Below are 11,556 nucleotides of genomic sequence, written 5' to 3' on the forward strand. Positions count from 1 at the left end.
TGGCATTCGCACTCTGCGCCGCCACCCACCGCTGATTCGACTCGTAACGCATGAGCAGAACTGGCCGCTCGTCATTGCCCGGCGCTGAGTGGGGCGGACGCGCCCCACTCACCAACCTGCTGTGCGCCTTGTTGCGGAGGTTCCGCTGAGCGTGAACCGCTTGGTGTTCCGAGAGTTGGTGAGTGGGGGCGGTCCGCCTCCACGCCGGACCGCAGACACCAGACGTCCGCGGTCTCCGCTACCTGACCTCAGTACTGCAGATCCACGGAGCCCGCTGCCCCCAGCGGCAGTGGTCATCCGTGAACCGGCATTGGCGGGCTGACGCACGAAATGGTGGGTTGGCTAACGGCGTGCGAGGGCCCACCCACCACGAGATGGGCTGACCCACGAGCTGCGATCTCCTACTCCAGGAATCTGGCGGGCAGCGACCACCTGATGGGCTGCCCCACCAACTTGTGCAGGCTCGCGTGAGCACGAAGACCGTGCCCGAAGGTGGTGAGCGGGAACGGTTTGACGGATCACCTGTGCACGAACACCCTGCACAGGCTGGGCGATCACCCGTGCACGAAGGCCGTGTGGGGTCGGCGGATCGGCGACCCACGAAGATCAGCACGGTGGGGTTCACAAGTGATGAAGATCGTGCGCGGGCTGGCGGGGTCGGCGCCCCTTGAGGGCCGTGCACGAGTTGGAGATTCACCTGTGCACCAAGACCATGCACGGGGCGGCGGGATCGGCGAGGCATGAAGATCGTGCGGGCCGACAGGATCGGCGACTCACGAAGATCGTGCACAGGTTGGGGATCAGTTGTGTACAACTCGAGCAGGGGTGGGGTGATCGCTGGGCCACGGGTGTTGGTGCGCGGGTGGCGTGGACGAGGTGAGTGTGAAAGGCCCCGGCGTACCGGGGCCTTTGGTCAGCGGACGGTGAAGCCGGCTTTGCGGAAGGCGTCGGCTAGGGAGCCTTCGTCCATGGGGGTGTCGGCTTTGGGGGTGGTCTTGGGGCGTGCGCCCTGGCCGCCGCGGCCGCCACCGCCGGGACCACGGCCGCCACCGCCTGGTCCGCGACCGCCCTGGCCGCCACCGCTGCGGCCGCCACCGCCTCCACCACCGCCGCGGTTCTGGTTGCTGGTCGATGGGCGGGCGCCGCCTACCTCGTCGTCCAGGCGGAGGGTGAGGGAGATGCGCTGGCGGGGGATGTCGACCTCGAGGACCTTGACGGTGACGATGTCGCCGACCTTGACGACCTCGCTGGGGTCCTTGACGAAGTTCTTCGACAGGGCCGACACGTGCGCCAGCCCGTCCTGGTGGACGCCGACGTCGATGAAGGCACCGAAGGCGGCGACGTTGGTGACCTGGCCTTCCAGCTTCATCCCGGGCTTCAGGTCGGCGATCTTGTCGACGCCCTCGGCGAAGACTGCGGTCTTGAAGGCCGGCCGCGGGTCCCGGCCGGGCTTCTCCAGCTCAGCCAGGATGTCGGTGACGGTCGGCAGACCGAACATGTCGTCGACGAAGTCCGCAGCCTTGAGCCGCTTCAACTCGGCCGACCCGATCAGCGACTTCACGTCGGAACCGGTCGCGTCCAGGATCCGCCGTACGACGGGGTAGGCCTCGGGGTGCACGCTGGAGGAGTCGAGCGGGTCGTCGCCACCGGGGATCCGGAGGAACCCGGCCGCCTGCTCGAAGGCCTTCGGTCCGAGCCGCGCCACGTCCTTCAACGCCGAGCGCGAAGCGAACGGACCGTTGACGTCGCGGTGCTGCACGATGTTGTCGGCCAGGCCCTGCGTGATCCCGGAAACTCGGGTCAGCAGCGGCGCGGAGGCCGTGTTGAGGTCGACGCCGACTGCGTTCACACAGTCCTCGACGACCGCGTCCAGCGAACGGGACAACAAGTTCTCGGCGAGGTCGTGCTGGTACTGCCCGACGCCGATCGACTTCGGGTCGATCTTCACCAGCTCGGCCAGCGGGTCCTGCAGGCGGCGCGCGATCGAGACCGCGCCACGCAGCGACACGTCCATCCCGGGCAGCTCCGCCGAGGCGAACGCCGACGCCGAGTAGACCGAAGCGCCGGCCTCGGAGACGACGGCCTTGGTGAGCTTGAGCTCCGGGTGCTTGGCGATCAGCTCCGCGGCCAGCTTGTCTGTCTCACGCGACGCCGTACCGTTGCCGATGGCAATCAATTCGACGTTGTGCGCGGCGGCCAGTGCGGCCAGGGTGGCGATCGACTTGTCCCACTGGTTCTGCGGGACGTGCGGGTAGATGACGCCGGTGTTGACGACCTTGCCGGTCGCGTCGACGACGGCGACCTTCACGCCGGTCCGGAAGCCCGGGTCGAGGCCCATCGTCGCGCGGGTGCCGGCCGGAGCGGCGAGCAGCAGGTCGCGCAGGTTGGACGCGAAGACGCGGATCGCCTCTTCCTCGGCGAGCTGGCGCAGCCGCATCCGTAGGTCGATGCCGAGGTGGACGAGGATCTTCGTCCGCCAAGCCCAGCGAACCGTGTCGACCAGCCACTTGTCGGCCGCGCGGCCCGCGTTCTCCACGCCGACCTTGCGGGCGATGGTGGTTTCGTACTCGGTCGGGCCGTCGGCCTCGACACCGGCCGGCAGCGGCTCGATGTTCAGCGTCAGCACGTCCTCCTTCTCACCACGGAACATGGCGAGAATCCGGTGCGACGGCATCTTCGTGAACGGCTCGTCGAACTCGAAGTAGTCCGAGAACTTCGCCCCGTCGGTCTCTTTACCCTCGCGGACGACCGAGGCCAGCCGGCCTTGCGTCCACAGTCGCTCGCGCAGCGCGCCGATCAGGTCCGCGTCCTCCGCGAACCGCTCGACCAGGATCGCCCGCGCGCCGTCGAGGGCGGCCTGCGCATCCGGTACTTCGGCGTTCACGAACACCGCCGCGGCCGCCAGCGGCTCCACGGTCGGGTCGGCCATCAGCCCGTCGGCGAGCGGCTCGAGGCCGTTCTCCCGGGCGATCATTGCCTTGGTACGGCGTTTCGGCTTGAACGGCAGGTAGATGTCCTCGAGCCGCGACTTCGTGTCCGCCGCCAGGATCGACGCCTTCAGCGCGTCGTCCAGCTTGCCCTGGCTCTCGATCGACTCCAGCACGGTCTGCCGGCGCTCCTCCAGCTCCCGCAGATACCGCAGGCGCTCCTCGAGCGTGCGCAGCTGCGCATCGTCGAGCTCTCCGGTGACCTCCTTGCGGTACCGCGCGATGAACGGGACCGTCGAGCCCTCGTCCAGCAGCGCCACCGCTGCCCGCACCTGGTTCTCGCGGACCTCCAGCTCTTCGGCGATCCGCTGCTCGATCGACTGCACCACCACGTTGCTTCCCCTTCACCGACAACCGAACCAGCGAGCCCAAGACCCGCACCCCCATATCCTTCCCCATCCCACCCCCCACCCCGAAACCCGCCACCCCACCCTGTGGACAACCCGGACGCAGAACTCCCCGTGACCGTGGTGGGTCACGGGGAGTGTCGTACTCAGTTGGTCTTGGCGGGGCGCATGAAGAAGTAGGCGATCAGGACCGAGACGGCGACGATGCCAGCGGCTACGGCGAAGGAGAAGTGGTAGCCGTTGGTGAGGGCCTGGAGGGGGGTGCTGCCGGTCGTGTTGGTGGCGGCGAGGGTGGCGAGGACGGCGAGGCCGAGGGCGGCGCCTACCTCGCCCATGGTGCCGATCAGGCCGGAGGCGAGGCCGGCGTCCTCGGGCTGTACGTCGGCCATCGACAGACCCATCAGGGCGGGGAAGGCGATGCCGCCGCCCAGGCCGAGCAGGGTGAGTACGGGCAGGACGTGTACGACGTAGCTGCCGCCGACCGGGGCTTGGGTGAAGAGGACGAGTCCGGCGGTTACGAGCAGCAGTCCGGCGATTAGGGGGCGGCGGGGGCCGAAGCGGGTGACCAGCTTCTCGGAGTACCGGACCGAGAGGAGGCCCATGACCACAGTGGTCGGCAGGAACGCCAGTCCGATCTCCAGAGCGTCGTACCCGAGCACTCGCTGCAGGTAGAGCGAGCCGAGGAAGAAGATGCCGAACATGCCCGAGGCGGACAGTGCCTGCACCAGGTTGGCGCCGGACAGGTTGCGTGAGCGGAAGATGCGCAGCGGCACCAGCGGGTTGGCTGCGGTTGCCTCGCGAACCACGAAGCAGATCAGCAGAGTGATCGTCAGGAGTGCCAGTGCGACGGTCCGCCCGGCAGTCCAGCCCAGCTCCGCGGCCGGCTTCACGATGGTGAACACTCCGAGCATCAGCGCCGCAGTGATCAGTACTGCGCCCGGTACGTCGGTTCCGCGGCCCATCCCGAGGCCCTTGTCCTTGTCGATCAGCTTCACGGCCAGTGCGACGGTCAGGATGCCGATAGGCAGGTTCACGAAGAAGATCCAGTGCCAGCTGATCGCCTGGGTCAGTACGCCACCCGCGAGCAGACCGATCGAGCCACCGGCCGAGGCGACGAAGGCGTACATGCCGATCGCCTTGGCCTGCTCACGCGGCTCGGGGAACAGGGTGACGATCATGCCGAGGATCACTGCCGAGGTGAGCGCGCCACCGATGCCCTGAATGAACCGTGCGATCACCAGCACCTCCTGTGAGGACGCCAGCCCGCACAGCACCGAGGCGGCGGTGAAAACGACCAGTCCGGCGATGAAGATGTTCCGGCGGCCGAGCAGGTCGCCGAGTCGCCCGGCCAGCAGCAGGAGGCCGCCGAACGCGATCAGGTAGGAGTTCACCACCCACGCCAGCGAGGAGCTGGTGAAGCCGAGGTCGTCCTGGATGGCCGGCAGCGCCACGTTCACCACGGTGACGTCGAGCACGATCATCAACATGCCCGCGCACAGCGTGTAGAGAGCGAGCCAACGCGAGCGGCCGCCCTGCGTGGCCGGCGTGGTCGCCAGGGTGTCGGTCGTCGCGTACATCTGAGTCTCCTTGAGTCCTTCGAGAGGGCCTTTACACCCTTACGTCGAACCAGAGGGGCTCAGATTGACACGTCGCCCGAATCTTTTTCTGCAGACTCCGTACGGCGCTGTCCGCCGCTCAGCCAGTAGGCGATGAGTGCCGGGACCAGTCCGGACCCGATCACGAGCAGTGTCGGCACTGTCGCCGCCAGCGCGAACCAGGTGAGCAGACCGATCACGCCGCCCGCCACAGCCAGTGACCGCCGGAGGAGGAACAGATTGGCCTGCCGGAACAGGAGCTTCATCGTCGCGTCGGTACCCGCATCCCGCAGTACCGCGAGTCCGCTCAGATACAGCCCGACGATCATTCCGGTCAGCGGAATGAGGATCGCGAGCGCGAAGATCCGCGCCGGGCCGCTAGCATTTGCCCAGAACGCGAGTCCGAAGGCGAGCATCACACCGCCGACGTACAGGGCGAACCCGGACATCCAGAACCGCTTGAACGCCCAGCCGAACTCGCGGAAGTACAGCCGCATCATCCCGGTCCGCTCCTGGCTGATCGCCTCAGGGAGCACCCGCTGCAGCGCGAACGCGGCCGGGAACAGGGTGATGATTCCGGCACTGAGCACCAGGAAGGTCAACTGCAGCAGGAGCAGATCGCCGACCACTGTCAGTTTCGCCAACACTGCGTTGGTCCGGCCGCCGGCCTGTTCCACGGGTTCGCCTCCTCGTTGTTCACGCGCATTACGGATAAGCCCGGGATGATCGTATGATCACAAACAATCATTCGAAACCACAGAGCGACCAAAGAATCGGGAACCGCACATGCTTGCACCGGAGCGCCACGAGCTGATCCTGCGGAGCCTGCGCCGCCACGGCCGGCTCCGGGTGGGCGAACTGGTCGCCGAGCTGGGCGTTTCCGCGATCACAGTACGCCGCGATCTCGCCGAGCTCGATGCTGCCGGGCTGCTCCGCCGCGTGCACGGCGGCGCGATCGGTACCAGCCCGACCGGCCAGAACACCGCCAGTGATCGGTTGACCATCGGCATCATCGTCCCGAGCGCCTCGACGTACTACACCGACGTGATCCGCGGCGCCGAGGCGACCGCAGCCCGGTACGGCGCCCGCCTCGTCCTCGGCGTCTCCGGCTACGACGCCGACATCGAGCTCGAACGGATCGAGAAGGTGCTGGGCGTCGGCGTCGCCGGCCTGCTGATCAGCACCGCGTACGGCGACCGTGACGGGCACCTTCTCGGTACCCGCCTCGACGACATCGACGTACCGGTGGTCCTGATGGAACGCGCCTTCGGATTCCCCGACGTCGCCCGCGAGTACGACCACGTCCGCACCGATCACGCGTACGGCGCCATGCTTGCCCTGCGCCATTTCGCCGACCTCGGCCACCGCCGGATCGCCGTCAGCATGCAGCCGACCGTCACGGCGTACTGGCTCCGCCGCGGCCTCGAACAAGCCGTCGACACGCTCGGCATCGACATCTACGTGTCGGATCTGGAGCTCCCGCAAACCGGTGACGACCCCGCCTCCCTGGCCCAGCTCGACAAGTTCCTCATCGAATGCGAAGCCTTCGGCTCCCGGGCCGCCCTGATCCACTCCGACGAGCACGCCGCCCGCCTGGTCGAACGCGCCATGGAACGCGGCCTCCGCATCCCCGAAGACCTGGCCGTCGTCGTCTACAACGACGTCACCGCAGCCCTGGCGGTCGTCCCCCTGACCGCCGTCTGCCCACCCAAATTCGCCCTCGGCGAGACGGCGTGCGACCTCCTGCTCCGCAAACTCCAGTCCACACCGGGCCCGGTGCAGCATTTGTCACTGCTCCCGACGCTCAATCTCCGGTCCTCCTGCGGTGCCCAGAAGGTAAATTCAGCCCATGGACTACGCGCAGTTCAGAGTTGAGAGCGACAAGGTCTGGGACGTCCTCGATGCGAAGGTTCTCCCGCCGACGCTCCAGGACGACATCGCCCGGCTGAAAGAGCTCGCCGCCACCATCGAGGACCCCAAGGAGCGCTGGCGCGCCGAAGGTCGCATCGAGAGCATCGAGGGCATCCTGCGCGAAGGTGAGGCCGGCAACCAGAAGCCCTGGTCGGACGCGATGAACAAGGCCATCCAGGTTCACAGCGCGGCCACGGACGACAGCGGTACCCCGGCCGAGCGGATCGCCCGCGCCGAGGCGGGGATGGAGGCCATCGGCCGGATCGCGGACAGTGCGCCCGAGGACGAGCAGTACGCCATCATCGAGCTGAACGAGTCGCTTCTGATGCTGGCTGAGGCGCTGAAGCCCGACTCCGAGTGAAGGTCACCACTCACTCGGAGCTGATGGCGGAGCAGGCCCGGGCCGCCGTCAAAACCTCCGGTGCCCACCACTCCTCGTGGAACGGCAAGGTCGGCGCCACAGCTCCTGAGCGCAAGGTCCACGGCAGCGTGGACTGGGATCACACGATCAACTACTCCGATCGCACGGTCACCGCTCCGCTCAAGGAGATGTTCGAGAACGCCGGGGTCCATCACCAGACTCCGGAGGCACTGCGGTCGTACCGTTCGGCAGTCAAGACTGTTCACCACGAGAACACCCATCTGCTCGCTGAGGAAGGTACTGAGCACAGCGACGGGAAAGCGGCGTTCCAGAACCTCCCGGAACAGGCGCTCGAAGAGGGCATCACCGAGGTCCACAGTTACGACACGCTGAACGACTACATCGACGAACTCGGGCTCGAGGAGATCGCACCCGGGATCAAGTCGGTGGAGGCGCGGACGTCGTACGACCACTACACCCCTGCCGCGCGGCGCTTCAGCGAAGGTATCGGGCGCGAGGCCGGCGTAGAGCCGTCCGAGGTGGTGCGGCGGCTGGCTGTCGTCAACGCGGACCAGAAGTTCCGGGTGGCGGCGGAGATGCTCTACGAGAGCAGTGATCTGCCCGGGAAGGTGCCGGAGCAGGAGCGCGACGCGGCGATCCGGCGGATCGAGGAGTCGATGAAGCCGTCGATGTCCGGCTTGAAGGCGTTGAAGGACGAGAACGATCCGGACCGGAAGCGCCGGATGTCGGCCAAGGCGGGTGCGACGTCGGTCGAGGCCGGTCTGGACGAGGTCGACAAGCTGAGCAAGGAGTGGGGACAGCCGGCGCCCGAGGCGCGGGTCGAGCGTGGAGTCGCGGCCGAGCAGGACCGATCCACCGGACAGGTCCAAGCGACCGGGCAGGCTCAGGCGACCGGGCAGGGTCCGCAGCAGCAGAGCGGCCAGCCGGAACTCCCCGCCGACCTGGCGGCCGCCGTACATGCGAGTCGGTCTGGGACTGAGCCGCTCAGTTCGGCGAGTCGGCTTGGCGAGGATCGGATGGGATCGCGCCGCTCGGGGAGCCAATCGGCGGAGCGCGGGCCTGAAATCGAGCGGTGATCGGGTTCATCGCGCGGAACTGTGATCGGTCTGGTTCCGGAACTGATCGAAAGTGATCATTCGAAGCCTGAGGTCTTGACGAGGAAAGCCCTTTCCCATACTTTCGCTGCACTTGACGCGAAGGAGTTCCCCTGTGAGACGTTCCGTGGGACTGACGTTGCTGGCTGCGGCCCTTGCCGTCGTGGTCAGCAGTTGTGGCAGCGGGGTGATCGACAAGAGCACGGACGGCGTTGCGCCGGCCGAGGCCACCGGGACATTGCGGGTGCTGCTCCCGTCGTTCCCGCCCAGCAACGAGGGGCGGCAACAGTTCCAGAAGGTCGTCGACGACTTCCACAAGGCCTATCCGAAGATGAAGGTCGAGCCGGACTTCGCGACGTACAACAACCTGAACGAGAAGATGTCGACCTCGATCGCGGCGGGCTACCCGTACGACGTGATGGTGACCGGCGTCGGCTGGATCCAGCCGTTCGCGTCCAAGCGGATCTTCGCCGACCTCGGCGATTTCGGCCTGACTCCGGACGTGATCCGGGAGAAGAGCCTGGCGGCGCTGATCCCGGCGGTCACCTACGACGGCCGGATGTACGGCTATCCGCTGCTGGCGGACACTCGTGCGGTCGCGCTGCGCAAGAGCGCGTTCATCGAGGCGGGCCTGGACCCGGAGAAGCCGCCGACGTCGCTGGCCGATATCAAGGTCGCGGCCGAGAAGCTGACCAAGCGGGACAAGAACGGCAACATCACCCGGAGCGGGTTCGACCTCGCGTCGGCCAGTGGGTTCCGGCAGTCGTTCACGACGTTCCTGGCTTCGACCGGTACGACGCTCTACGAGAACGGCGAACCGAACTTCGACAACCAGGCCGGGCTCGACACCCTGCTGTGGATCAAGTCGATGATCAACAATGTTCAGCCGTACGGTCAGGTGAACGCCGCGCAGCAGCCGCTGGTCTACTCCGGCGAGGCCGCGATGGGGATCGTCGGCGGTGCGGTCGACTGCAGCACCGGCGGTAAGGGCATCGGTCAGAAGAACTGCGACGACCTGAAGTTCTTCCGCTTCAACAGCGGCAAGGAGATCGAGTACATGGGTGGCGACCTCGCCTCCATCGGTTCCCGCAGCCGGCACAAGCAGGCGGCCTGGTCGTTCATTCAGTCGCTGACCAAACCGGACACGCTGGACGCGATGGCCAAGCTGAACCGGAAGCTGCCGGCGTACAAGGACGCGGCCAACTCCCCGCAGGCGAAGTCCAACCCGCTGAGCAAGTTCGTCGCCGAGGGGCTGGACAAAGCCGCGAACGAGAACGAGGTCCCGCCGAACTGGCTCGAGATGCGGGGCAACTTCGACATCCAGCTCACCCAGGCGGTCCTCGGACAGAAGGATCCCGCGAAGGTGCTGCACAACCTGGCAGGACAAAGCCGATGAGCACAACACTCGAGCGCCCGGCGCTCGCCACCTCGGGCAAGCCCGCGGTCGCCAAGGACAAGGGCACGCTGACCCGCAGCCAGGTCCGGACCGGCTGGGCCCTGCTGGCGCCGGCCATGCTGCACTCCGGCATCTTCATCGTGATCCCGGTGATCGCCGTACTGGTGCTGAGCCTGACCGACTACAGCTTCGGTGACACCTGGGCCTGGGTCGGCCTCGGCAACTACACCGAGCTGTTCCGCGACGTCGACTTCCTGGCATCGCTGTGGCACACCGTGCTGTACGCGCTGGTCGTGATCCCTATCTCGATGGCGATCTCGCTCGCGGTCGCGATCGGCCTGAACCAGAAGATCCGCGGGATCGGCTTCTTCCGGACCGCGTTCTACATCCCGACCGTGACCGCGACGGTTGCGGTGGCGACGATCTGGCTGTGGATCTACAACCCGGGCTCCGGTTTGGCGAACGGCTTCCTCAGTCTGTTCGGGTTCGCGCCGAACCGCTGGCTGGCCGACCCCGGTACGGCGCTGGGCTCGCTGATGGTCGTCGGTGTCTGGCAGGGTCTCGGCACCAAGATCATCATCTACCTGGCCGCGTTGCAGGGGGTGTCTCGCGACCTGCTCGAATCGGCGGACATCGACGGCGCTTCGCGGTGGCAGAAGTTCCGCAACGTGACGCTGCCGGCGCTCGGTCCGGTGCAGTTCTTCGTGCTGATCACGTCGATCGTCGGCACCTTCCAGGTCTTCGACCTGGTCTACGTGATGACGCGCGGTGGACCCGGTAGTGAGACGCGCGTGCTGGTGCTGGACATCTACCAGAACGCGTTCCAGGACCTCAAACTCGGCTACGCGTCCGCCGAGACCGTGATCATGATGATCGTGATCGCGCTCTTCATCGGCGTCGGACGCCTGCTCCAGAAGGCGGACACCAATGACTAGCGCCACGTTGCCGGCGGTCGCACCGGCCTCGACGAAGCCGTCGGCGCTCCGGCCGGGCCGGATCCTGCTGTACGTCGTACTGATCATCGGTGCGCTGTTGATGATCACACCGTTCCTGTGGATGGTGCTGACGGCGTTCAAGAGTGAGCTCGAGATTCTCAAGTTCTCGTGGTTGCCTGGTGAGCTGCGCTGGAGCAACTTCAGCGAGGCGATGCAGACCGCGCCGTTCCTGCGCTACTTCCGCAACAGCGCGCTGATCGCGCTCGGGGAGACGGCGTTCACCTTGGTCGTCTGTACGACGGCCGGGTACGCGCTGGCGAAGTTGCCGCTGAAGGGCGGCAAGTTCATGCTCGGCTATTTCATCGTGCTGCTGCTGGTTCCGTTCCAGATCATCCTGGTACCGCTGTTCATGATCGTGAAGTCGATCCCGCTGTTCGGCGGCAACAACATCATCGGCCAGGGCGGTATCGGCTGGCTGAACTCCTGGTGGGGACTCATCATCCCGCTCGGCGCGGCGCCGTTCTTCACCTTCCTGGCCCGGCAGTTCTTCGTCTCGCTGCCGGACGAGCTCGCCCAGGCGGCCCGCGTCGACGGCCTCGGTGAGTTCGGCATCTTCTGGCGGATCATGACCCCGCTGATCAAGCCGGCCCTGATCACCATCGCGGTCTTCCAGATCGAAGCCGCCTGGAACGGTTTCCTCTGGCCGCTGATGATCACCACCTCGGATGAGATGCGTCCACTCCAGCTGGGGCTGGCGATCTTCTCCCAGAACCCGGCCGAGATCCAGTGGCCGTACCTGATGGCCGGTACCGCGCTCGCGACCCTGCCGATGATCGTTCTGTTCGTTTTCGCTCAGAAGCGATTCATCGAAGGCATGGCGAACGTCGGCATCAAGGGCTAGAAACTCAA

Annotated in this window: 9 protein-coding genes; 6 read left to right on the forward strand and 3 right to left on the reverse strand. The window is 66.6% G+C overall.

Translation table 11 applies throughout. The features are described 5' to 3' along the window. Nucleotides 1-913: 913 nt before the first annotated feature. The 3 genes from ACFTSF_RS02420 to ACFTSF_RS02430 all read right to left on the reverse strand — a co-directional run bounded on the left by ACFTSF_RS02420 (nt 914) and on the right by ACFTSF_RS02430 (nt 5,606). The gene (locus ACFTSF_RS02420) at nt 914-3,319 is read right to left on the reverse strand and encodes a Tex family protein (protein WP_380152107.1); all 2,406 of its coding nucleotides are present in this window, start codon (nt 3,317-3,319) and stop codon (nt 914-916) included. Nucleotides 3,320-3,480: 161 nt separating this feature from the next. Further along, on the reverse strand, nt 3,481-4,911 hold the full coding sequence (locus ACFTSF_RS02425; RefSeq protein ID WP_380152108.1) for an MFS transporter: 1,431 nt from the start codon (nt 4,909-4,911) through the stop codon (nt 3,481-3,483). A gap of 59 nt (nt 4,912-4,970) precedes the next feature. Further along, the gene (locus ACFTSF_RS02430; protein ID WP_380152109.1) at nt 4,971-5,606 is read right to left on the reverse strand and encodes a DUF624 domain-containing protein; all 636 of its coding nucleotides are present in this window, start codon (nt 5,604-5,606) and stop codon (nt 4,971-4,973) included. Between the two features lie 109 nt (nt 5,607-5,715). On the opposite strand from ACFTSF_RS02430, the gene ACFTSF_RS02435 reads away from it, so the two are divergent. The 6 genes from ACFTSF_RS02435 to ACFTSF_RS02460 all read left to right on the forward strand — a co-directional run bounded on the left by ACFTSF_RS02435 (nt 5,716) and on the right by ACFTSF_RS02460 (nt 11,548). Next, nucleotides 5,716-6,804: a substrate-binding domain-containing protein gene (locus tag ACFTSF_RS02435; RefSeq protein ID WP_380152110.1), complete on the forward strand. Its 1,089-nt coding sequence runs from the start codon at nt 5,716-5,718 to the stop codon at nt 6,802-6,804. Beyond that, nucleotides 6,779-7,201, forward strand: coding sequence for a hypothetical protein (locus tag ACFTSF_RS02440; RefSeq protein ID WP_380152111.1), 423 nt, complete (start codon nt 6,779-6,781; stop codon nt 7,199-7,201). Before ACFTSF_RS02435 ends, ACFTSF_RS02440 begins: the two co-directional genes overlap by 26 nt. Further along, on the forward strand, nt 7,198-8,298 hold the full coding sequence (locus ACFTSF_RS02445) for a hypothetical protein (protein ID WP_380152112.1): 1,101 nt from the start codon (nt 7,198-7,200) through the stop codon (nt 8,296-8,298). The genes ACFTSF_RS02440 and ACFTSF_RS02445 overlap by 4 nt, the downstream gene beginning before the upstream one ends. Nucleotides 8,299-8,431: 133 nt before the next feature. Then, the gene (locus ACFTSF_RS02450) at nt 8,432-9,712 is read left to right on the forward strand and encodes an extracellular solute-binding protein (RefSeq protein WP_380152113.1); all 1,281 of its coding nucleotides are present in this window, start codon (nt 8,432-8,434) and stop codon (nt 9,710-9,712) included. Further along, nucleotides 9,709-10,647 (forward strand): carbohydrate ABC transporter permease, encoded by a 939-nt coding sequence (locus ACFTSF_RS02455; protein ID WP_380152114.1) that lies wholly within the window; start codon nt 9,709-9,711, stop codon nt 10,645-10,647. The genes ACFTSF_RS02450 and ACFTSF_RS02455 overlap by 4 nt, the downstream gene beginning before the upstream one ends. After that, nucleotides 10,640-11,548, forward strand: coding sequence for a carbohydrate ABC transporter permease (locus ACFTSF_RS02460; protein ID WP_344148051.1), 909 nt, complete (start codon nt 10,640-10,642; stop codon nt 11,546-11,548). The genes ACFTSF_RS02455 and ACFTSF_RS02460 overlap by 8 nt, the downstream gene beginning before the upstream one ends. Nucleotides 11,549-11,556: the final 8 nt, after the last annotated feature.

Source organism: Kribbella sp. NPDC056951 (genome assembly GCF_042674205.1).
GTDB classification, from domain to species: domain Bacteria; phylum Actinomycetota; class Actinomycetes; order Propionibacteriales; family Kribbellaceae; genus Kribbella; species Kribbella yunnanensis.

Coding starts and splice junctions, on each gene's coding strand:
- ACFTSF_RS02425 (WP_380152108.1), bottom strand. CDS start 4,911: ATGTACGCGACGACCGACACCCTGGCGACCACGCCGGCCACGCAGGGC.
- ACFTSF_RS02435 (WP_380152110.1), top strand. CDS start 5,716: ATGCTTGCACCGGAGCGCCACGAGCTGATCCTGCGGAGCCTGCGCCGC.
- ACFTSF_RS02455 (WP_380152114.1), top strand. CDS start 9,709: ATGAGCACAACACTCGAGCGCCCGGCGCTCGCCACCTCGGGCAAGCCC.
- ACFTSF_RS02440 (WP_380152111.1), top strand. CDS start 6,779: ATGGACTACGCGCAGTTCAGAGTTGAGAGCGACAAGGTCTGGGACGTC.
- ACFTSF_RS02460 (WP_344148051.1), top strand. CDS start 10,640: ATGACTAGCGCCACGTTGCCGGCGGTCGCACCGGCCTCGACGAAGCCG.